The organism is Curtobacterium luteum (assembly GCF_014646995.1).
Taxonomy (GTDB): domain Bacteria; phylum Actinomycetota; class Actinomycetes; order Actinomycetales; family Microbacteriaceae; genus Curtobacterium; species Curtobacterium luteum.
Window position 1 is genome coordinate 68,450 of record NZ_BMOI01000008.1, and the last position, 21,935, is coordinate 90,384.

Genomic DNA, 21,935 nt, shown 5'->3' on the forward strand with positions numbered 1-21,935 from the left:
GGTCAGTGCCGCTTCGTCGGACGGATCGCGAGCGACTCCACCGTGCCACGCTCCGGCAGGTCGACGACGGTGCGGACCGCGGCGGCGACGTCCTCCGGGGCGAGGTAGTAGGCGGTGTCGTACTCCTCGCCGAGCTTCTCGGTGAGGGCGCGCTGCATGTCCGAGTCGGTCCGGCCCGGGTGCACGCTCGACACCCGGACGCCGTTCGCCCGCTCCTCCTCGCGGAGGGCGTCGGCGAACGCGCGGAGGGCGAACTTCGACGCCGCGTACACCCCGCCGCCGGGGCCCGAGTGGAAGCCGGAGCCGCTGTTGATCGGCACGACGATGCCCCGGGCTGCGCGGAGGGCCGGGAGGGCTCGGCGGGTGAGCTCGGCGACGGCGAACACGTTCGTCGCGAAGACCCGCTCCCACACGGCGCGCTCGGTGTCGGCGACGGTGGTGCCCTCCTCGACGCCGGCGTTGTGCACGAGCACGTCGAGACGCTCCGGCAGGGCGGGGGCGTCCCCCGCGCCGAGGTCGCCCACGAACGGCGACGCGTGCGGCAGCTCGGCCACGAGCGCGTCGACGGCCTCGGCGCTGCGGCCGCCGACGAACACGTGGTGCGTCCGCCCGAGGTCGAGGGCGATCGCCCGGCCGATCCCGCGGGTCGCGCCCGTCACGAGGGCGGTGGGCAGGCTGACGGGAGGCGCGGTGTCGGTCATGCGCACCAGCCTACGGATGCGACGTGGCGGGGCCGCACCGTGCCTCCCGGCCGGTCGTGCGACGTCAGTCGCCGCCGGACACGAGGCGGAGGCGACCCCGTTCGGGTGCGCCGCGGACCCGCTCAGTCGCGCTCGGCGCCCTGCCGGATCCTGATGCCCTCGAGGACGTCCTTCGCGCGCTGCTCGTCCTGCTTCTCGATCTGCCGGGTGTCGCGCTCGGGGAGCTGGATGTCCTCCTCGGCGCGGATGCCGGCCTGCAGCTCACGGCCGCGCTCGAGCTCCGCGTCGAACTCCGCTCCGAACAGCAGGGCGTTGTTCGTGATCCAGATCCAGAGCAGGAAGACGATCACACCACCGAGCGAGCCGTACGTCGCGTTGTAGTTCGAGAAGTTCCCGACGTAGAACCCGAAGCCGACGCTCGCGATCACCCAGATGAGGATCGCGACGATCGAACCACCGCTCACCCAGCGGAACTTCGGCTGCTCGACGTTCGGCGCCCAGTAGTAGAGGACGGCGACCACGATCACGGCGATGACGAGCAGGATCGGCCACTGCACGATGAGCAGCACCGTCGCGGCGACGTCGCCGAGGCCGATGACGTCGCCGATCGTCTTCGCGAGCGGGCCGCTGACGAGGACGACCAGACCGAGCACGAGCAGCACGACCGTGAACAGCGTCACGCCGAGCATCGTCGGGCGGAGCTTCCAGATCGGCCGGCCCTCGCGGACGTTGTAGATGCGGTTCATCGCCCGGCCGAACGCGCCGACGTAGCCGGACGCCGACCAGAGCGCACCGAGGAGACCGACGATGAAGGTGATGGGCGCCGCGGGCGAGCGCACGAGCCCTTCGACCGGGCCCTGCAGCAGCTTCGCGACGTCACCACCACCGATGTTCGTGACGACCGTCAGCACGTCGTTGATGGTCTTCCCGGGGTCGGACACCAGCCCGAGGATCGAGACCACGGCCAGGATGCCGGGGAAGAGCGCGAGGACGGTGTAGTACGTCAGGCTCGCGGCCAGGTCGGTGCACTGGTCGCTCGAGAACTCGCGGAGGGTCTTCTTCAGCGTGTAGAAGACCGTCGGCTTCGCGAGGTCCGTCGGGCCGTCGGGCTTCCGCGGGTCGTCAGCGGACGGCTTGTCGCGTTCGCGTGCCATCGTCGGTCAGCCCTTCGCCACGGCCTTGGCAGCCTGCTTCGACCGCTTCGCTGCCTGCTTCCGGTTCTTGGTCGCGCGGCGCTGCACCGCGGCGATCCCCGCGCGCTGCTTCACCCGGTTGCGGTGCATCGGGTCGCGTTCGAGCGCTTCCTCCGCCGCCTTCTTCCGCGCCTTCCGGCCCTTCCGCCCGGGCTGCGACTGTTCGGCGGCACCCGGGCCGTCGCCACCGCGCGCGCCGAACGGCAGCAGGGCCGTGAACGCCGTCGACGCCGGCGGCTGGGCGAGGTGCCCGGCGTCGGTGCGGCCGATCCGCGCTCCGAGGACGATCGCGGCGATGCCGGCGGCAGCGGTGATCCCCATCGCGACGAGCGGCGTGGGGTCGCGGTGCCACCGCTGCCGCGTCTTCGCGACCGCGAGTCGGGTGCGGGCGGGCAGGTCGGCACGGCGGCGGATCTCCGCGACGGTGTCGGTGATGCCCTCGCGAGCACGGGTGTTCGCGAGTTCGAGCTCGGGAAGGCTGTCGTTGGGCATACGTCGTGCCTACCAGGGCTGATCGGCGACGGCCCACAGTTCAGGGCGTCTCCGGTGCCGACGGCGCGCGGCGCGGAGGTACTGCGCCCCGAGACTCGGGCTGACCGACATGTCTCGCGCCCTCGGGCGCGAGACATGTCCGCTGGCACGAGACTCGCCTCCCAGCGACGGGGCCGTCGCGCGGGTGGTCGTGACCGCACGACGGCCTGGAGGCACGTGGCACGGCCGCCACGCGCCTCCAGGCCGGCTCTTGGTCGCAACAGCGGCGCGGCTACTCCGGGACGACGACGTCCTCGGGGACGCCGGACTCGGCCGAACGCTGCGCGGCCTCCATCACCGCGAGGCTCCGGAGGTTGTCGCGTCCGCTCGTCTCCGGCTCCGCACCGCCCGTGACCGAGCGCGCGAAGGCCTGCAGCCCGCCCTGCCGGTCGGTGTGCTCCATCGTCGGCAGCTCCACCGGCTCGGCCTCGTCGTCCTGCGTGCGACGGATCGTGACGCGGTCTCCCTCCACGGCGTTCGGCTCACCCGAGCGGCTCGTGAACCAGAGCTCGCCGTCCGAACCCTGGATGCTCCACTCCCCCGCCCAGGCCGTGCGCGGCGCACGCGACAGCCAGCTGCCGCGGTAGCTCACGACGAGCCCGCCCTCGAGTTCGATGAGCATCGACGCGATCGCCTCGTCCTGGTACTTGCTGAACGACGGCGAGGAGGCGCGGGCGTAGACGCGTACGGGCTCCCGGCCGGTGATCATCCGCATCAGGTCGAAGTGGTGGATCGCCATGTCGTTGATCATCGCGTGCGGGAAGCGGTAGTGCGGGTGCTCCTCGAACGGGAGGTCGTTGTCCCACTGCCGGAAGTCGACGTCGATCGTGGCGACCTCGCCCACGGCGTCCGCCTCGAGCAGCTCGGTGACGACCCGCGGAGCGGGGTACCAGCGGTAGTTCTGGCTGACCTGGAGCACGAGCCCGAGCTCCTCGGCGCGACGGACGGCGGTCGCCGCCTCCTCCGCGGTGTTGGCGAACGGCTTCTCGACGAGGACGTGCTTGCCTGCGTCGAGGGCCTCGAGCGCGAGCGGCACGTGCGTGACGGCGGGGGCGGTGATGACGACGGCGTCGGCCTCGACCCCGGCGAGCGCCTCGGTGAGGGACGCGAACGCGGCGGACGCCGGCAGACCCAGGTCGGTGCGCACGGCGTCGAGCGTCGCGGCCACCGGGTCGACGATGCCGACCACCTCGACCTCCGACACCTCGGGGATGGCGGTGCGGGCCCAGTTGCCGCCCCACCCTCCGAGACCGACGTGGATGATGCGGACCGGCATGCGTGCACTCCTTCGTGTTCGACGCGTGCACCGTCGACGGCGCACGTCCGTCCAGTCTGTCAGGCGTCACCGACAGCGAGCGACGCGCGCCGCGGGCAGGACGCCCACGCCCGCGTCAGCGCACGAACACGGCCGCGTCAGCGCACGAACACGTACGCGATGAGCGCCATCGTCACGAGGAACCCCGCGAGGTAGTTGATCCAGAGGAACCGCTTCCAGCCCGCGTTGGCCGCCTCGGCCCCGTCGTCCGTCACGTTCCACCACGGCAGCACGTTGAGCGCGTACGGCACCACCACGACCGCCGCGATCGGCCCCGGGAACGCCGAGAAGAGCAGGACCACACCGGCGACGACGTACGCCACGAACGCCAGCCGCACGGTCGCCCGAGCGCCGATCACGGTCGCGACCGAACCGATCCCGCCCGCCCGGTCCGCGAGGACGTCCTGCACGGCGCCGAACGCGTGCGACGCCACACCCCACAGGAAGAACGCGACGCACACCGCGACGAGCTGCCCGGTCCAGTGCGGCCCGGCGAGCGCGAGGCCGTACACCGCGGGCGACACGAAGTGCGTCGACGACGTCAGGGAGTCCAGGAACGGCTTCTCCTTGAACCGCAGCCCAGGTGCCGAGTACGCGATCACCGCGAACACGCTGATCGCGAGGACGAGCCACGACCACGGGCCGTTGCCGCTCAGCCCGCCGAGGACGACGAGCGCGACGAGGAACGGCACGTTCGTGACGACGACGGCCCACAGCGTCGTGCGGTGCACGCTCTTGTCGAGGAGCGCCCCCTCGACCCCGCCCTTGCGCGGGTTGCGGAGGTCGGACTCGTAGTCGAAGACGTCGTTGATGCCGTACATCGCGAGGTTGTACGGGACGAGGAAGTACACGACGCCGACGACGAAGGTCACGATGCTGATCGTCGCCCCGAAGACGTCGGTGCCGAGCAGGTACGCGGCTCCGAACGGGTAGGCGGTGTTCACCCAGCTGATCGGACGCGAGGACGTGAACAGTGCGCGCAGGGTCGACGGCCTGGAGGCACGGATCGCGGTCATGGGGTCGGCTCGCCTTCTGCGGACGGTCGCGCCTCGGGCGCGCTGCGGGTCGGTCGCGCGTCGGGCGCGCTGCGGGACGGTCGCGCGGTCGGCGCGGAGGACGTGGAGCGGTCGAGGAGCACCCACAGCGCGGGCAGCAGCAGGACGGCGCCGATCGAGTACGCGAGGTCCTCGACGGGGATCGCCCCGATCTTCGCACCGCTGATGAGCGACGGGTCGTACGCCACCACGCGCAGCGTCACGATGACGTTGTCGAACACGATGGTCATCACGAGGAGCACCACCCCGGCGACGACCGCGCTGACGACGGCTGCCCGGCGCCCGGGACCCGACGCGCGCCCGGCGACCCGGTCGCGGCGCGCGGACACGACGCCGGCGAGGACGGCCACGACCACCGCGACCGCGAGGAACGGGACGGCGAGCAGCGCGTAGGCGGCGTGCGAGGTCACGTCCGCCGCCGATCGAGCGCCCGCGTCACGAGCGGCCGCACCGCGCCGAACGCGTTCATCGTCGTGTAGCAGAGGAGCAGGAGGAAGAAGAGCTCCTCGACGGGGACCTCCGGCGCGACGACGAGCCCGGTCAACACCCGCTGCGGCCCGATGAAGAAGATGCCGGCGGCGACCCCGGCGACGTCCCACACGACGAAGAACACCATCCCGATCGCCGTCACCGCTGCCGCCCGCCACGGCGCCCGCCAGAAGAACAGCCGGAAGCGGGCGTCGAGCACGGTCATGCCGACGAGCGACACGACCAGCCCGGCGAGGTACAGCCCCGGCATCAGACCGCCGCGTCCCGCACCAGCGGCGTCGGCAGCGGCTCCGTGCTGGTGTCGCCGTGGATGCGCTTGAGCAGGACCTCGGCGCTGATCAGGCACATCGGCAGACCGATCCCCGGCGTCGTCGAGGCGCCGACGTAGTACAGCCCGTCGACCTTCCTCGACCGGTTCGGCTCGCGGAAGAACGCGCTCTGCCGGAGCGTGTGCGCCGGCCCGAGCATCGACCCGCTCCACGCGTTGAGGTCGTCCGCGAAGTCCTGCGGGCCGATGGTCCGGCGCACCCGGATGCGGTCACGGAGGTCGGGCACGCCGGCGCGTTCCGCGATGACGTCGATGGCCCGGTCGGCGATGCGCTCGACCTCGAAGTCGCCGGCGCCGTCGATCCCGCCCTTGCCGATCGACACGTCCGCGGGCAGCGGCACGAGGACGAAGAGGTTGCTCGACCCGGGCGGGGCGACCGTCGAGTCGGTCTCGCTCGGCGCGCACACGTAGATCGACGCAGGGTCGGGGACGTGACGGTCCTTGCCGAAGATCGCGCCGAAGTTCGCGTGCCAGTCGGCGGTGAACACGAGGGTGTGGTGCAGGAGCCCCGGCACGGGCCCGTCGACCCCGAGGTAGACGAGCACGGCGGACGGCCCGGGGTCGCGCTTCTGCCAGTGCTTCGCGGGGTAGGTGCGGTGCTCGGGGCCGAGCAGCTGCAGCTCGGTGTGCCGGAGGTCCGCGGCGCTCACGACGAGGTCGGCGGGCGCGACGTGCTGGCCGCCGTCCCGGTCGCGGTGCACGACACCGGTGACGTGGCCGTCCTCGACGAGGATCCGCTCCACCTTCGCGCCGGCGATGACCTGCGCGCCCTCGGCACGGGCGAGCCGACCGATCGCGGTGATGATCTCGTGTATGCCGCCCTTCGGGTACTGCACGCCGTCGGCCAGGTCGAGGTGGCTCATCAGGTGGTACATGCTCGGCGCCTGGTACGGGCTCGTGCCGAGGAACACGGCAGGGTAGCCGAGCACCTGCCACAGCCGACGGTCGCGCACGGCGGTCTCGGCGTACTTGGCGAGGGGCTCGGTGAGCAGGCGCAGGAGCTTCGGCAGGCGCCGGAGGACGTCGGGAGCGGCGAGCTTCCGGAGGTCCTGGAAGCTCGTGTAGAGGAACCGCCGCACCGCCATGGCGTAGGTCTCCTCGGCGGAGTCGAGGTACTTCCGGATGCGCTCGCCCGCGCCGGGTTCGACCGACTCGAAGAGCGCGATGTTCTGTTCCTTGTCCGCGCGGAGGTCGAGCGGCTCGTCGTGCCCCTCCGAGTACACCCGGTACCCGGGGTCGAGCGTGACGAGGTCGAGCTGCTCCGCGGCGGTGGTGCCCAGCAGCTGGAAGAAGTGGTCGAACACCTCGGGCATGAGGTACCACGAGGGGCCGGTGTCGAACCGGAAGCCGTCCCGCTCCCACGACCCCGCTCGGCCGCCGAGCTGCGTGCGCTGCTCGAGCAGCGTGACGGCGTAGCCGTCACGGGCGAGCAGCGCGGCGGACGCGAGTCCGCTGATGCCGCCGCCGATGACGACGGCGCGACGGACGGGCACCTTGCGCCGGGTGGTGGACGCGGAGCCGGTCGGACGGGAGGCACGGGGCGGGGTCACGACGAGCCTCCTGGCCGACGGGTGGCCGGCCCACGGCCGGACAGGACCTGCGCGACCAGCCGCGCCTTGACGGGGTTCGGGACGCGCACGCGCGTCGCCACGAGCTTCGCCGCGGGGGTGCCGTCGATGCGCTCGTTGAGTTCGTGGAACAACGCGTGCGCCAGGCCGACCGCGTGTCGGGCGTCGCGCGGCAGCAGCGGGATCGTCATCGCGGCGCGGTCGAGGTCGGCGCGCACGTCGGCGACGAGCCGGGCCTTCGTGGCCTCGTCGAAGGTGCGGATGTCGACGCCGGGGAAGTACGAGCGGCCGAGCACCTCGAAGTCGGCGTGCAGGTCCCGGAGGAAGTTCACCTTCTGGAACGCGGCACCGAGTGCCCGGGCACCGTCGACGAGCACGGCGTCGTCGAACGTCGGGCGTCCCGCGCGGTACACGAACGCCCGGAGGCACATGAGGCCGACGACCTCGGCCGAGCCGTACACGTACTCCCGGAAGGAGGCGTCGTCGTGCACCGTGCGGTCGAGGTCCATCCGCATCGACGCGAAGAACGGACGGGTGAGCTCCGGGCCGAAGCCGGTCACTCGCGCCGACCGGGCGAAGGCGTGCACGACGGGGTTGGTCGAGAACCCCAGCTCGATCGCGCGCTCGGTGTCGCGCTCGAGCTCGTCCAGGACGGTCCGGGCCAGATCGCGGTCGAGCCCGGCCTCGGTCGCCGGGCCGTCCACGACCTCGTCGGCCACCCGGACCAGCGCGTAGACGTTGCGGATGTGCTCCCGGGCGTCCTTCCGGAGCAGGCGCGAGGCCAACCCGAACGAGGTCGAGTACCGGTCGATGACGACGCCGGACGCAGCCTCGGCGGTCGCGTCGTAGAGCGGGAGTCGGGCGGAGCGGTCGCGGTGCAGGTGGTGCTCGGTGATCACCGGGCGCGCTCCACGAGTTCGGTCACGATGCACTCCAGTCGGTCGGCGAGGTCGTACGGCAGGCCCGCGAGCTCGGCGCGGGCCAGGGCGGTGTGCTCGGCGACGCGCTGTTCCGCCGCGGACTTCGCACCGCACGACACCAGGGTGGCACGCAACTCGGCCGCCCGCTCCTCGGTGAGGCCCGGGTCGCCCAGGTGCTGCGAGAGCTCCGGCCAGCAGTCGGTCGATGCGGCGTGCGCGATGAGCACCGTCCGCTTGCCTTCGCGCAGGTCGCCGAGCACGGTCTTGCCGGTCTCGGCCTCGGCGCCGAACACCCCGAGGAGGTCGTCGACGACCTGGTACGCGATGCCGATCTCCCGGCCGAAGGCCCCGAGCGCCGCGATCACCGGCTCCGGGGCACCGGCGAGCACGGCGCCGGACTGCAGGGGCGCCTCGAACGAGTAGACGCTCGTCTTCGCGCGCTCCATGGCGAGGACCTCGTCCACGGTCGGCATCGGGCCGAGCGCGAGGTCGACGTCGGCCATCTCGCCCGCGGCGCTCGCGAACACGGCCTCGTCGAAGATGTCGAGCAGGCGGGCCCGGCGTTCCCCGGTGACCCCGGAGGCCTCGATGAAGCGCGGGGCTGCCGCGAGCGCGAGGTCCCCGGCGATCACGGCCGCGCTCGTGCCCCGGTGCTCGGCCGTGGGCAGCGGGAGGCCGCCGGTCGTGCCGGTGTCGCGGAAGGACCCGGCGACGTTCGGCTGACCACGGCGTGACCAGTCGCGGTCGATGACGTCGTCGTGCACCACGAGGGCGGTGTGCAGGAGTTCGTAGGCGGCGCCGACCTGCACCGCGGCCGCCGTGTCCGTGCCGCCGAGGGCGGTGTAGGCCGTGAGGACCATGCGGGGACGGAACCGCTTGCCGCCCATGCTCGCCCTGCGCAGCACGCGCCACAGCTCCGGGTTCGGCCCGCCGTAGCGCTCCGCTCGGGCACTCGACACGGAGAAGAAGCGCTCGAGGCAGTGGTCGACGAGCTCGAGGTCGTTCTGCGCCACGGTGGTCGCTTCCTCGCTCATTGGCCTAACCTATCGGTGCAGATGACGACTTTTCCTGAATCCGTGGTGCTGCTGGCCGACGACCGTACCCCGGTCGGGACGGCGGACAAGTTCACGGTGCACACCGACCACACGCCCCTCCACCTGGCCTTCTCGTGCCACGTGCGGAACACCGCGGGGCAGGTCCTCGTGACCCGTCGCGCGCTCTCGAAGAAGACCTGGCCGGGGGTGTGGACGAACACCTTCTGCGGTCATCCCGGGCCGGACGAGTCGTTTGAGGACGCCATCGCCCGGCGGGCGTCCCGCGAACTCGGCATCACCGTCCGTGACGTCGAGTCCGTCCTGCCCGACTTCCGGTACCGCGCGGTCGATGCCTCGGGCATCGTCGAGAACGAGGTCTGCCCGGTGTTCCGTGCCGTGACCGACGACGTGCCCGCGCCCGCGGACGACGAGGTCGCGGAGTACGCCTGGGTCTCGGAGGACGAGCTCCGGGCGTCGGTGACCGGTGCGCCCTTCGCGTGGAGCCCCTGGCTCGGCTGGCAGCTCGCGGAGACCGAGCGTGCCGGGCTGCGCATCACCCCGTAGCGCGCCGGCGCCGCCCGCGCCGCGCCGCCGGCGCGGAGGCCGAGTCTCGCGCTCGGCGACACTGTTCGGGCGTCGGCGCACGAGAACGGTCGCTCACGCCGAGACCCGGGCAAGGGCCCGCGAGACTCGGGCCGCCGACCAGCCGCCGCCCAGCGCCGGAGCGGGAGGATGGTGACCGTGACCACGACGGACCGCGACACCGCCCGCGCCGCTCAGGCCGTGCTCGACGCCCTGCACGACGACCCCGTCATCGCGAGCGTGAAGGACGCCGCTGCGCTCGACGACGTCCTCGCGTCGGACCGGGCCGTGGTGTTCGTGCTCTTCGGCAGCGTGCTCGACATCGCCGACGTCGTGGCACGGGCGAAGGACGCCGGGAAGACCGTCCTCGTCGACGTGGACCTGCTCGACGGGTTCTCCACACGCGACGTCGTGGTGACCTGGCTCGCCACGCACACCCGGGCCGACGGTGTCCTGTCGACCAAGTCGAACCTCGTCCGCGCCGCCGGGCGAGCCGGGCTGGTCGCGGTGCAGCGGTTCTTCCTCGTCGACTCGTTCTCGTACCACCAGCTCCCGCGCGTCGTCGAACAGGCCCGGCCGGACGCGATCGAGATCCTCCCCGGCTGCATGCCCCGCGTGATCACCTGGCTCCGCGCCGACACCGACGTCCCGATCATCGCCGGCGGACTCGTGTGCGACAAGGCCGACGTCATGGCCGCGCTCGGCGCCGGAGCGGTCGCCGTCGCCTCGTCGGACCGTGACGTCTGGGACATGTGAAGGCACTCACACTCCGCTCCACGGTCGCCGCACGGGTCGACGCGCGGCGAGGGCGGGCGTAGGCTCGGACGTCGGCTGCACGAGGCAGCCCACGGACCACCAGAAGGGCAGGTGAGGCGCGATGTCGGGTGACCATCCTCGATCGGGCCGACGGATCCTGCCCCGGCGGATCTGCACGCCCGTCCGCTGATCCCCGACCGCCCACGGGCGGTTCGCGCCGGCCTGCTCCCGATCACGAGGAGCGTGCCATGGCACTGATCGACAACGCCGTCTACGTCGGAGGACGCCGCGTCGACTCACCGTCGACCCCGTCACGCCCGACCCGGGGCGACCTCGCGTGGATCGGCCTGCTCCGTCCCGACCCGTCCGAGCTCGCCGCGGTCGCGACCGAGTTCGACCTGCACGAGAACGCGGTGGAGGACGCCCGCAAGGGTCACCAGCGCGCGAAGCTCGAGCGGTACGGCGACACCCTCTTCCTCGTCCTCCGGCCCGCGTGGTACGACCGCTCGGCCGCGGAGGTCCGCTTCGGCGAGGTCCACCTCTTCGTCGGCGCCCGGTTCGTGGTCAGCGTCCGGCACGCCGAGCGCCCCGACCTCGCCGCGCTCCGGGCACGGTGCGAGGCCGACCCGGACTTCCTCGCGCGCGGCTCGGAGGCCGTCACCGCCGCGGTGCTCGACGAGGTCGTGGACGGCTACGCCCCGATCGTCGAGATCCTGCAGGAGGAGATCGACGCCATCGAGGACCAGCTCTTCGCCGGACAGGTCGACCCGGGCGTGTCGAAGCGCATCTACCAGCTGCTCAGCGAGGTGCTCGGCTTCCAACGGGCGACGAGCCCAGTGCCGTCGATGGTCAAGGGTCTCCTCCGCGGTGCGGACAAGTACGGCGTCGACGAAGAGGTCCAGCACCGCCTGCGGAACGTGTTCGACCACGCGCTCCGGGTCACCGAGCGCGTGGACTCCTTCCGAGCGCTGCTCGAGAACGCCCTGACGCTCCACTCGACGCTCGTCACCCAGGAGCAGAACGAGGCCATGCGCCGCATGACGAGCGCGAGCCTGGCCCAGGGCGAGGAGAGCCGGCAGCTCGCCCGCGCGGCCCACCGGCAGGGCGAGGAAGTCAAGAAGATCTCCTCGTGGGCGGCGATCCTCTTCGCTCCCGGACTCATCGCCGGCATCTACGGCATGAACTTCGACGACATGCCGGAGCTCCACTGGCGGTTCGGCTACCCGATCGCGATCGTCGCGATGCTCGTCCTCATGGCACTCCTCTGGGCGGTCTTCCGCAAGCGCGACTGGTTGTAGGCGAAACCGGCGCGGGTGCGCCTGTGCCCTGTTCGCTGGCCCACGACGCACGTGTGCTGGTCGCAGGACGCGCCGCGTGCGTGCTGTCGTGGTCGCACGAACGGTCGAGATCGGGCGCGCGAGGCGACCGGTTCCGCGACCAGGACCGCGGACGTGCGTCGCGGACCAGGACCAGGACCGCGACTGCGACCGCGGGTCACGGACCTGCGTCGCGGACCAAGACCAGGACCGCGGGTCGCGGGCGCGACCGCTGACGGCCTGGAGGCGCGGTGCCGGCCGACACCGCGCCTCCAGGCCCGTGAACTGTCACGTCAGCCGACGATGGCCGCCGTCCGGCGGTAGACCGCGTCGGTGTGCGCGGTGACGTCCGCGTGCACCGCACGCAGCGCGTCGTACACCGCGGCGTGCTCCGGGTCCGGCGCGAACCGGTCGCGCTCGACGACCATCGCGGCCGCCGCCGCGTCGAACGACGGGTGCACGCCGGTCGCGACGGCGGCGCAGATGGCTGCACCGCGGCCCGCGGCGCTGTCCCCGACCACCCGGATCGTGGGCCGCTGGAACACGTCGGCCATGACCTGCATCATGAGGTCCGAGGACGAGCCGCCGCCCGAGACCACGACGCGCTCGTAGCACGTGCCGAGCTCGGTGCCCATCGCGTCGGCCCGGTTGCGCATCGTCATGGCGATGCCCTCGAGGATCGACCGGTACACGTGGGCGCGCCCCTGCCGACCGTCGAACCCGAGCATCGAGCCCTTGCGGAACGGGGCGTCCGTCGGCGCGAGCCAGTCGAGCACCGTCAGCAGGCCGTCCGACCCGGGCGGCACCTGCGCGGCCTCGCGGTTCAGGACGTCCTCGACGCGCTCGTCTCCGGCCGCGGCGACAGCACCGGGCCCGAGCAGGTCCCGGAACCAGCTGACCGTCCACATCCCCCGACGGATGCCGCCGGACTCGTAGAGCCAGCGGCCGGGCTCGGAGCCGAAGTTCGTCCAGAAGTCGGTGGCCGACGTGATGTTCCGCTCCCCCACCGACATACCGGCGATGTACGTGCCGAGCGAGACGAGCAGCGTCGACGGGTCGAGGAGTCCGCACCCGAGGGCCTCGACCGCCTTGTCGTTCGCCGTCGCGACCACGGGCAGCCCTTCCGGGAGCCCGGTCGCCGCCGCCGCGTCCGCCGTCACGGTGCCGAGGACCGCGCCGGGGTCGACGAGCTCGAAGAGCTGCGACCGGTCCAGGCCCGTCGCCGCGTACCGGGCCGGGTCGTCCGCCCACCGCCAGGTGTCCGTGTCGATCGGCCACGAGCCCTGGTAGTTCGCCGCGGTGTCCCGGAAGGCACCGGTCAGCCGGTGGGTGACGTACCCGGACGACGTCGTGACGTACGCCACGTCGTCGTGCTCCGCCACGAACGGGCCGCCGACCCGGGCGTCCATCCAACTCATCACGGGCTGCGCGAGGGACCCGTCGGCGCGCAGCACGGCCCGGCAGAACCGGATCGTGCAGAGGCCGACGCCGACGATGTCGGACGGGTCGCCCGGGAAGGCCGCCATCGCGAGTCGGCACGCCGCCGCGATCGAGTCCCAGAGGTCGTCGTCGGGGTGCTCGACCACACCCGGCTCCGGCGTGTGGTTCGGCCGCAGCGGGACCCGCCCCTCGGCGACGACCCCGCCCCGCTCGTCGAAGACCGTGACCTTCGACGACTGCGAGCCGTTGTCGATGCCGACGAGGTACCGGGTCATGCGCGGACGTTCCCGAACCGCGTGTCCGGGTCTGCCGCGGCCGGCTGGATCGCACCGGGGGCCGGGAAGATCGTGCCCTTGTTCATGATGCCCTTCGGGTCGAACTGCTCCTTGAGCCCCCGCATGATCGCGAAGGCCGAACCGTGCTCCTCCTCGACCCAGGGCGTGCGGTACTTGCCGACGCCGTGGTGGTGGACCATCGATCCGCCGTGGCGCAGGGCTTCCTCCACGATGATCGCGTTGAGCGGGATGTGGTACTTCTCGATCTCCTCCTCCGGGGAGCAGTCGATCCGGTAGTCGTACACGAAGTACATGTTCGTGCCGGTCTGGTAGCTGTGCGAGGAGTGGCCGCCGAGCATCGTGAGGTCGTCGGCGTGCGGGTACTCGGTCCGGATGCGGTGCATCACGGCGTCGTACACGTCGCACACGGCCGACCAGTCCGCCGAGATCTCGGTGGTGTAGCCGAGGTGGCGGTCCTGGAGCATCGTGCGCTTCTCGGCGTCGATCTTGTCCTGCCCCCAGTTGAGCTGGTCGAACCACGCCTCGATGAGTGCCGGGTCGACCGGCTCGTGCGGGTGCTGGCCGAGGACGCGCTGGATCTCCGCGGAGGTCGCACGGACGATCCCGGCCGGGCCCTCGGCGACGAACACGACCACGCACTTGCCGTTCGAGAAGTGCGAGAAGTGCTGGTTCGCGTCCTCCGGCGAGTAGAGGCGGACGACCGACGGGTGGAAGCCGTTCACGATGACCTCGCGGAGGATCGCGATGCCGGTCCGCATGTCGTCGACGAGTGCGCCGTGGAACTCGTTGTTCTCCGGCTGGTACCGGAACACCTTGATCGTGACCTCGGTGATGACGCAGAGGGCGCCCTCGTTGCCGATGACGACGTGGCGGATGTCCGGCCCGGCGGACCGGCGCGGCACGGCCTTGATCCGGCGCACCCGGCCACCGGGGAACACGGCCTCGAGTCCGACGACCATGTCCTCGATCGCGCCGTACAGCGTCGAGAACTGCCCGATCGACCGGGTCGCGACGAGCCCGCCGTACTGCGCGAGCGGCTTGGACTGGGGCGAGTGGCCCGTGGTCAGGCCCTGCTGTCGGAGCTCGTCCTCGAGGCGCTGGAGCGGCACCCCCGCCTGCAGGGTGGCCTGCATGTTCTCGGGGTCGATGCGCAGCACCGCGTCCATGCGGGAGCAGTCCAGCACGATCGTGTCCACGACACTCGTCTCGAGGCCGCCCTCGGTGCCGGTGCGACCGGTCCGCGGGACGACGTTGACGAGGTGCTCGTCGGCGAAGGCGAGGACGGCGGCGACGTCCTCGGTGGACTCCGCGTTGACGATGGCGACGGGGGTCGGGGCGTCGTGGATGCCGTGCACCGCCTGGTACTTCTTGAAGCGGTCGACACTGGCGTCGAGCAGGTGCTGCTCGTCGGTGTCGATCTGCTCGGGGCGGACGACGGTGGCCAGGTGGGCGAGGATCTCGGCCCGGTCGAGGGTGGCGATCGATTCGATCATGGTGGTGGTCCTTCCGGTGGTGCGGTTCGTTGCGCTGGATGCGGTTCGTTGCGCTGGGTGCGGTTCGTTGCGCTGGGTGCGTGGCTGGGGTGCCGTCGGACGGGAGGCGCGTGGCGGGTCGTCGCGCGCCGTGCGTCCGCCGGGTGGTCGCGCTAGCGGACCAGGTATCCCCCGTCGACGGTCAGCGTGTGGCCGTTGACGTAGTCGGAGGCGCGGGAGGCCAGGAAGACCGTCGCGCCCATGAGGTCGGCGACGTCGCCCCAGCGCCCGGCCGGGATGTGGTCGAGGACGCGCCGGTTCGTCTCGGGGTTCGACCGGGTCTGCTCGGTGATCTTCGTGGCGAAGTACCCGGGCGCGATCGCGTTCACCTGGACGCCGTGCTGCGCCAGCTCGTCGCAGTACGCCTTCGTGAAGCCGACGATCCCGTGCTTCGTCGCCGCGTAGGCCGGGGACCACTGGCCGCCGAGGAACGCGAACAGCGACGCGATGTTGATGATCTTCCCGGAGCCCTGCGCGACGAAGCGCTTCGCGACCGCGTGGCCGAGGGCGAACGGCGCGGTGAGGTTGACCGCGACCATCGGGTCCCACTTGGCGCGGTCGAACGCCTCGACGTCGTCGAGCAGGCAGATGCCCGCCGAGTTCACCAGCACGTCGATGCCGCCGAGGGCACGCTCGCACTCGGCGACGATGCGCTCCGGGGCGTCGGGCGCGGTGAGGTCGACCTCGAGGAACGCGTACCGACGTCCCTCGGCCTCGACGAGCTCGCGGGTCGTGCCGTCGTCGTCGACGACGCTCGGCACGAAGACGTCCGCGCCGGCCTTGGCGAGGGCGAGCGTGAACGCCTGGCCGAGGCCCGAGTTCCCGCCGGTGACGACGGCGCGCTTGCCCGCGAGGGAGAAGAGGTCCAGCGAGAAGTCGCGGATGTCCATGGGGAGGGGTCCTTTCGTGGTGGAGGTCAGGCCGCGGCGACGACGGCGTCGTCCTGCGGGCGGCGTGCACGGTCACGGGCGCGGAGGCGCATCGTGACCGTGGTGGTGACGACGCCGAGGAGTGCCGCGCCGAGCAGGACGGCGAACATCGTCGTGTAGCCGCCGCCCTGCTGCGGGACGTCGTTCGCGGGGTCGCCGACCCACCAGGCCGCCAGGGCGGGCAGGAACGCGTCCGGCAGGTAGGCGATGCCGGACGCCAGCCCGATCACGCCGCCGCGCTGGGCGAGCGGGACCTCGACCTCGCCGACCTGGGCCCAGTAGACGCCGCGCGCGGTGAACACCGCGAGGCACATCACGACCATGAGCACGACCGCGACCCAGACGAGCGCGGGCCGCTGGGGCACGAGGAGGAACCCGAGCGCGCTCGCGGCGGCGACGACGAACGCCCAGCGCAGGAACGCCGGCGACGACTTCGTCCAGCGGGCGACGAGCGCGCCGCCGGCCGGTCCGCCGAGGATCTGGAAGACGTAGGTGCGGACGACGCCGATCGCGCCGAGGAGCACGACGGGCACCGCGTAGCCGTACTGCAGCAGCGGCGTCAGGTACCCGAGCAGCGTGTAGAAGCAGTACATCAGCATGATCGAGGCGCCGATCAGCCAGGTGTACCTGTTCCGCGCGGCCGCGACGAGCTGGCGGAGCGAGACGGCCTGCTTCCCGACGCCGTCGAGCGCGGCCCGGTCGACCCGCACGACGAGCAGGACCAGCACCGCGAACACGAGGCAGAGCACGCCGTAGATCCGCATCACCGCGAGGACGCCGGCGGACTCGGCGATCGCCGCGGCCACGACGGCGGCGCCGACGAACCCGACCACCGTCGACGTGATGCCGCGGATGCCCTCGAGCCAGCCGAACAGCCACCCCTGCTCATCCGCCGAGCCGAGCATCGACACGAGCTTGACCAGCGACGACCAGTAGAGGCCCATGCCGAGCACCGCCATGAGCACGTGCGCCACGACGACGCCGGTCTCGTCCGGCACGGTCGACAGCCAGAGGTCGACGACCCCCATGCCGGCCAGTGCGACCACGATGAGGACCTTCGGCGAGAACCGGTCGGCGAACCACCCGCCGCAGAAGTACATGACCACGGCGACGGCGCCGAAGATGCTCGTCACCTCGCCGTAGCGCTGGATCGAGAGACCGAGGGCGTGCGCCGTGTCGGCGAGGAAGACGAACCGGATGTAGGCGACCTGGAAGATCGCGCCACCGGTCATCGACAGGACGATGAAGCTCGTCAGTCTGCGGGACTTGGTCAAGACCACTCCTTCGTGGTGATCGGGGGGACAAAAAAAGAACAGCGACACCCCAGCGCTGGTGCGCTGCGGGTGCCGCTGTTCTCTGAGGTCTGGAGCGACTGCCGTCCTCGGGCGGACGGCCGATCTGCAGTTGTGGTGATCCGCGATATGCCGGATACGGGGTGAACGCTACCCCAGGTCGGTCGGACGGCACAACCTGCTCCCGGCTCCCGGGTGGCGCTCGGCACGTGGACGTGCATAATGATCAGGCCCGGAATGTGAACGTGCACATCGACGTGCCACGACACCGGGCGGGAATGAGCAGCAATGGCGTCGACGCGAGCACAGCAGTCGCGTGCGCCCAGCATCCGCGACGTCGCACGGGTCGCCGGGGTCTCGCACCAGACGGTCTCGCGGGTCCTGAACAACTCCGACGCCATCCGCGCCGAGACGCGCGACCGGGTCCTCGCGGCGATGGAGCAACTGCAGTACCGGCCGAACCGGGCCGCGCGGGCGCTGGTGACGAGCCGGACGCACACCATCGGGGTCCTGACCGCACGCCGCGCCCACTACGGACCCGCGGTCGCGTTGCAGGCGATCGAGGACGCGGCGGTCGCCCGCGGGTACAACGTCACGACCTCGACCCTGACCGAGACGACCGACGAGGCGGTGCGCGAGAGCATCCAGCGTCTGCTCGACCTCGACGTCGAGGGCATCGTCGTGATCGCCCCGCAGCAGAAGGTGTTCGACCTCATCGAGGAGCTTGGCATCCGGACGCCCTACGTCACGATGCGCGCGAGCGTCGGCGAGGACCCCACCGCGCTCTGGGTGGACCAGATGGAGGGCGCCCGGCTCGCCACCGCGCACCTGCTCGACCTCGGGCACGAGTACGTCCGGCACATCGCCGGGCCGCAGGACTGGATCGAGGCGGACGCGAGGATGCAGGGCTTCCTCCGGGAGATGTCCGATCGCGACATGCCCGTCGTGGCGCCGATCCTCGGGGACTGGACCGCCGACTTCGGCTACCACGCCGGCCGGGAGCTCCTCCGCTGGCGGGACTGCACCGCGGTGTTCTGCTCGAACGACCAGATGGCGCTCGGGCTCATGCACGCCGCGCGCTCCTACGGGTTGGACGTCCCCGGCGACCTCTCGGTGGTGGGCTACGACGACATCCCCGAGGCGAAGCACTTCTGGCCGCCGCTGACGACCGTGCAGGTCGACTTCGCCGAGCTCGGGCGGCGCTGCGTGGACCTCCTGCTCCCCCGGGACGACGAGCAGCTCCGGCCGATCGACATCGTGCCGCAGCTCGTCGTCCGCGGCTCGACGAGCGCGCCGCGCTCCCGCTGACGCGCCCTGGCAGCAGTCGCCGACGCGCCCACGCGACGGCCTGGAGGCGCATGCCGGGGCCGCCCCGCGCCTCCCGGCCGGACCGTGCGGAAGTCCGCATCCGCGCGCCGCACCACCCCACACCGGGGGACGTGACGCGGCGCGTTCCGCCGCTCGACGCGGGCCGTTACACAAACGCGACAAAGACGAATTGACAGCATCGGGACCCCTGTGCGTAGGATTGCCCCCGTTCCAGCCGATGTGACCGTTCACATGGACCGTCACACGGCAGGGGCACCGGACGCGACAACGGGGTCCACGCAGGTGACTGCGCCCCCGCTGCCGCAGTGTCAACCCGAATGACTGCCGCGCTGGAGCGGCAGAAGGAGATGCACCGTGGCGTCAACCCCACAGGGCCCCGACCAGGTCGAGGACCCCCTCGCGACGAGGTCGGTGACCGCAGCCGAGACCATCCTCGAGATGCGGTCGATCACCAAGGAGTTCCCGGGCGTGAAGGCCCTCTCCGAGGTGTCGCTCACCGTCCGTGCCGGCGAGATCCACGCGATCTGCGGCGAGAACGGTGCCGGCAAGTCGACCCTGATGAAGGTGCTGTCGGGCGTGTACCCGTACGGCACCTACGACGGCGAGATCGTCTACGAGGGCGAAGAGGTCCGGTTCAAGGACATCAAGCAGTCCGAGCAGGCCGGCATCGTCATCATCCACCAGGAGCTCGCGCTCATCCCGGAGCTCTCGATCACCGAGAACCTCTTCCTCGGGAACGAGCCGTCGAAGTTCGGTGTGATCGACTGGACGAGCGCCCAACTCCGCGCCCAGGACCTGCTCGCCCGTGTCGGCCTGGACGAGGACCCGGACACGCAGATCAAGAACATCGGCGTCGGCAAGCAGCAGCTCGTCGAGATCGCCAAGGCCCTGCACAAGGACGTCAAGCTCCTCATCCTCGACGAGCCGACCGCGGCGCTGAACGAGAACGACTCGCAGCACCTGCTCGACCTCATCGTCGGGTTGAAGTCCAAGGGCATCGCGAGCATCATCATCAGCCACAAGCTCAACGAGATCGAGCAGATCGCGGACGAGATCACGATCATCCGTGACGGCAAGACGATCGAGACCCTCAACGTGAAGGGCGACGGCGTCAACGAGGACCGCATCATCCGCGGCATGGTCGGCCGCTCGCTCGAGAGCCGTTTCCCGGACCGCACCCCGAAGATCGGCGAGACCTTCTTCGAGGTCCGCAACTGGACCGTGCAGCACCCGCTCGACCCGTCGCGCCTGGTATGCAAGGGCTCGAACTTCCACGTCAAGCGCGGCGAGATCGTCGGCTTCGCCGGCCTCATGGGCGCCGGCCGGACCGAGCTCGCGATGAGCATCTTCGGTCGGTCGTACGGCACCTGGCTCGGCGGCGAGATCGTCAAGGACGGCCGCGAGATCAAGGTCGCGAACGTCCAGCAGGCGATCGAGAACGGCATCGGCTACGTCTCCGAGGACCGCAAGGCGCTCGGTCTCAACCTGCTCGACACGGTGAAGCGGTCGACGGTCTCGGCGGACCTGCCGAAGATCTCGAAGGCCGGCGTCGTCGACTCCCTCGAGGAGTACAGCGTCGCCGAGCGCTACCGGAAGCTGCTCCGCACGAAGGTGCCGACGGTCGAGGAGAACGTCGGCAAGCTCTCCGGCGGGAACCAGCAGAAGGTCGTCCTGTCGAAGTGGATGTTCACCGACCCCGACCTGCTCATCCTCGACGAGCCGACCCGCGGCATCGACGTGGGCGCGAAGTTCGAGATCTACGGCATCATCCAGCAGCTCGCGGCGGAGGGGAAGGGCATCATCCTCATCTCCTCCGAGCTCCCCGAACTCCTCGGCCTCTCGGACCGGATCTACACGATCTTCGAGGGCCAGATCACGGCCGACGTCCCCGCGGACCAGGCAGACCCCGAAACCCTCATGCGCAGCATGACCTCCGCGCGGAAGGGCGCACTCGTCTCATGAAGAACCTCAGACTGCTCTTCGGCAAGGGCAACAGCATCGGCCAGTACGGCATGATCATCGCGTTGATCGTGATCGTCGCCTTCTTCGCATGGCGCACGAACGGGCTCATCCTCGAGCCCACCAACGTGATCAACCTGTTCCTGCAGTACTCCTACATCCTCATCCTCGCGCTCGGCATGGTGATGGTGATCATCGCGGGCCACATCGACCTCTCGGTCGGTTCGGTCGCGGCGTTCGTCGGCATCATCGTCGCGCAGTCGATGTCCGTCTGGCAGTGGCCCGCTTGGGCGGCGATCCTGCTCGGCCTCGGCGTCGGCGCGCTCGTCGGCGCGTGGCAGGGCTTCTGGGTGGCGTTCGTCCGGGTCCCCGCGTTCATCGTGACGCTGGCCGGTCAGCTCATCTTCCGCGGCGCGAACCAGATCATCGGCCAGTCGACCTCGGTGCCGACGCCGGACTCCTACAACGGCATCGGCGCGGGCTTCCTCGGTGACTTCGGCCCCGACTTCGGCTACTCGAACGGCACACTGCTGCTCGGCCTCGTGACGATCATCGCGCTCATCATCATCGAGATCCGCGGCCGCGCCCGCCGTCGCAAGATGCAGGCCGAGGTCCCGCCGCTGTGGGTCTCCGTGGTCCGCACCGGTGTGCTCGTCGTCGTCACGCTCATCGCGACCTACCTGTTCGGCGCCGGCCCGGTCGGCACCTCGGTCCCGATCGTCGCGATCATCCTCGGCGTCCTCACGATCCTCTACGGCTTCATCACGAAGAACACGATCTTCGGTCGCCAGGTCTACGCGGTCGGCGGCAACTCGAACGCGGCCGTCCTCTCCGGCGTCAGCGCCCGCAAGGTCAACTTCTTCGTCATGGCGAACATGTCGGTCCTCGCCGCCATCGCCGGCATGGTCTTCGTCGGGTACTCGAACGCCTCGGGCCCCGCGGACGGCACCGGCTGGGAGCTCGACGCGATCGCCGCCGTGTTCGTCGGTGGCGCCGCGGTCGCCGGTGGCATCGGCACCATCTCGGGCTCCATCATCGGTGGTCTCGTCATGGCGCTCCTGTCGAACGGCCTCCAGCTCATGGGCATCGAGTCGAACAAGGTCCAGATCATCCGTGGTCTCGTCCTGCTCGTCGCCGTCGCATTCGACGTCTACTCCAAGTCCCAGGGTCGTCCCTCGCTGATCGGCGGCATGATGCGCCAGTTCCAGCGCAAGGACACCGAGCAGAACACGGTCGCTGCCCAGCAGCCGCGGTCCATCGAGGACCAGCCGGAGAAGGTCAACGTCCAGTAGCACGTGGCGCCGGGCGGGCACCCGTCCGCCCGGCGCACGAATCCCCATCACCACAGCACCAACCCCTCAACGAAGAGA

General features: G+C 71.0%; 20 protein-coding genes. 6 read left to right on the forward strand and 14 right to left on the reverse strand.

Translation table 11 applies throughout. The annotated features are described in order from the left end of the window. Positions 1-2 precede the first annotated feature (2 nt). The 10 genes from IEY20_RS10320 to IEY20_RS10365 all read right to left on the reverse strand — a co-directional run bounded on the left by IEY20_RS10320 (position 3) and on the right by IEY20_RS10365 (position 9,134). Entirely contained in the window at positions 3-701 is a 699-nt protein-coding gene (locus tag IEY20_RS10320; protein WP_175328821.1) for an SDR family oxidoreductase, read from the reverse strand. A 122-nt stretch (positions 702-823) separates the two neighbouring features. Next, on the reverse strand, positions 824-1,855 hold the full coding sequence (locus IEY20_RS10325) for a YihY/virulence factor BrkB family protein (RefSeq protein WP_175328822.1): 1,032 nt from the start codon (positions 1,853-1,855) through the stop codon (positions 824-826). A 6-nt stretch (positions 1,856-1,861) separates the two neighbouring features. Beyond that, on the reverse strand, positions 1,862-2,386 hold the full coding sequence (locus IEY20_RS10330) for a hypothetical protein (protein ID WP_175328823.1): 525 nt from the start codon (positions 2,384-2,386) through the stop codon (positions 1,862-1,864). Between the two features lie 271 nt (positions 2,387-2,657). Continuing rightward, positions 2,658-3,701, reverse strand: coding sequence for a Gfo/Idh/MocA family protein (locus IEY20_RS10335; RefSeq protein WP_175328824.1), 1,044 nt, complete (start codon positions 3,699-3,701; stop codon positions 2,658-2,660). 137 nt (positions 3,702-3,838) lie between these two features. Beyond that, on the reverse strand, positions 3,839-4,756 hold the full coding sequence (locus IEY20_RS10340; protein ID WP_031273034.1) for a prenyltransferase: 918 nt from the start codon (positions 4,754-4,756) through the stop codon (positions 3,839-3,841). Continuing rightward, the gene (locus IEY20_RS10345) at positions 4,753-5,205 is read right to left on the reverse strand and encodes a lycopene cyclase domain-containing protein (RefSeq protein ID WP_229727993.1); all 453 of its coding nucleotides are present in this window, start codon (positions 5,203-5,205) and stop codon (positions 4,753-4,755) included. The genes IEY20_RS10340 and IEY20_RS10345 overlap by 4 nt, the downstream gene beginning before the upstream one ends. Beyond that, positions 5,202-5,534, reverse strand: coding sequence for a lycopene cyclase domain-containing protein (locus tag IEY20_RS10350; protein WP_022903042.1), 333 nt, complete (start codon positions 5,532-5,534; stop codon positions 5,202-5,204). The genes IEY20_RS10345 and IEY20_RS10350 overlap by 4 nt, the downstream gene beginning before the upstream one ends. Beyond that, positions 5,534-7,162: a phytoene desaturase family protein gene (crtI, locus tag IEY20_RS10355; RefSeq protein WP_372379252.1), complete on the reverse strand. Its 1,629-nt coding sequence runs from the start codon at positions 7,160-7,162 to the stop codon at positions 5,534-5,536. The genes IEY20_RS10350 and crtI overlap by 1 nt, the downstream gene beginning before the upstream one ends. Then, positions 7,159-8,079 (reverse strand): phytoene/squalene synthase family protein, encoded by a 921-nt coding sequence (locus IEY20_RS10360; RefSeq protein WP_175328825.1) that lies wholly within the window; start codon positions 8,077-8,079, stop codon positions 7,159-7,161. Before IEY20_RS10360 ends, crtI begins: the two co-directional genes overlap by 4 nt. Beyond that, on the reverse strand, positions 8,076-9,134 hold the full coding sequence (locus IEY20_RS10365; RefSeq protein WP_175328826.1) for a polyprenyl synthetase family protein: 1,059 nt from the start codon (positions 9,132-9,134) through the stop codon (positions 8,076-8,078). Before IEY20_RS10365 ends, IEY20_RS10360 begins: the two co-directional genes overlap by 4 nt. Before the next feature lie 21 nt (positions 9,135-9,155). Between IEY20_RS10365 and idi the strand changes: the two genes are divergently transcribed. From idi to IEY20_RS10380, 3 genes are all read left to right on the forward strand, one after another. Further along, positions 9,156-9,698, forward strand: coding sequence for an isopentenyl-diphosphate Delta-isomerase (idi, locus tag IEY20_RS10370; RefSeq protein ID WP_175328827.1), 543 nt, complete (start codon positions 9,156-9,158; stop codon positions 9,696-9,698). Positions 9,699-9,875: 177 nt separating this feature from the next. Continuing rightward, the gene (locus IEY20_RS10375; protein WP_204620623.1) at positions 9,876-10,472 is read left to right on the forward strand and encodes a glycerol-3-phosphate responsive antiterminator; all 597 of its coding nucleotides are present in this window, start codon (positions 9,876-9,878) and stop codon (positions 10,470-10,472) included. 248 nt (positions 10,473-10,720) lie between these two features. Next, positions 10,721-11,770 (forward strand): magnesium and cobalt transport protein CorA, encoded by a 1,050-nt coding sequence (locus IEY20_RS10380; protein ID WP_175328828.1) that lies wholly within the window; start codon positions 10,721-10,723, stop codon positions 11,768-11,770. A gap of 311 nt (positions 11,771-12,081) precedes the next feature. Here the strand turns inward: IEY20_RS10380 and IEY20_RS10385 are convergent, their stop codons facing one another. The 4 genes from IEY20_RS10385 to IEY20_RS10400 all read right to left on the reverse strand — a co-directional run bounded on the left by IEY20_RS10385 (position 12,082) and on the right by IEY20_RS10400 (position 17,259). Beyond that, positions 12,082-13,503 carry an FGGY-family carbohydrate kinase gene (locus IEY20_RS10385; protein WP_175328829.1) on the reverse strand — a complete coding sequence of 474 codons (1,422 nt, stop codon included), beginning with the start codon at positions 13,501-13,503 and terminating at the stop codon, positions 12,082-12,084. Next, positions 13,500-15,017 (reverse strand): FAD-binding oxidoreductase, encoded by a 1,518-nt coding sequence (locus IEY20_RS10390; protein ID WP_175328830.1) that lies wholly within the window; start codon positions 15,015-15,017, stop codon positions 13,500-13,502. The genes IEY20_RS10385 and IEY20_RS10390 overlap by 4 nt, the downstream gene beginning before the upstream one ends. 152 nt (positions 15,018-15,169) lie before the next feature. Continuing rightward, positions 15,170-15,946 (reverse strand): SDR family oxidoreductase, encoded by a 777-nt coding sequence (locus IEY20_RS10395; RefSeq protein ID WP_175328831.1) that lies wholly within the window; start codon positions 15,944-15,946, stop codon positions 15,170-15,172. A gap of 26 nt (positions 15,947-15,972) precedes the next feature. After that, positions 15,973-17,259, reverse strand: a complete 1,287-nt coding sequence (locus IEY20_RS10400; protein WP_175328832.1) for an MFS transporter — start codon at positions 17,257-17,259, stop codon at positions 15,973-15,975. Positions 17,260-17,565: 306 nt separating this feature from the next. Here IEY20_RS10400 and IEY20_RS10405 point away from each other — a divergent pair, with 306 nt between their 5' ends. The 3 genes from IEY20_RS10405 to mmsB all read left to right on the forward strand — a co-directional run bounded on the left by IEY20_RS10405 (position 17,566) and on the right by mmsB (position 21,857). After that, a complete protein-coding gene (locus IEY20_RS10405; RefSeq protein WP_175328833.1) occupies positions 17,566-18,585 on the forward strand; it encodes a LacI family DNA-binding transcriptional regulator in 1,020 nt (339 codons plus the stop codon). Positions 18,586-19,044: 459 nt separating this feature from the next. After that, the gene (gene mmsA / locus IEY20_RS10410) at positions 19,045-20,568 is read left to right on the forward strand and encodes a multiple monosaccharide ABC transporter ATP-binding protein (RefSeq protein WP_175328909.1); all 1,524 of its coding nucleotides are present in this window, start codon (positions 19,045-19,047) and stop codon (positions 20,566-20,568) included. After that, on the forward strand, positions 20,565-21,857 hold the full coding sequence (gene mmsB, locus IEY20_RS10415) for a multiple monosaccharide ABC transporter permease (protein ID WP_175328834.1): 1,293 nt from the start codon (positions 20,565-20,567) through the stop codon (positions 21,855-21,857). The genes mmsA and mmsB overlap by 4 nt, the downstream gene beginning before the upstream one ends. The last annotated feature ends 78 nt before the right edge of the window (positions 21,858-21,935 follow it).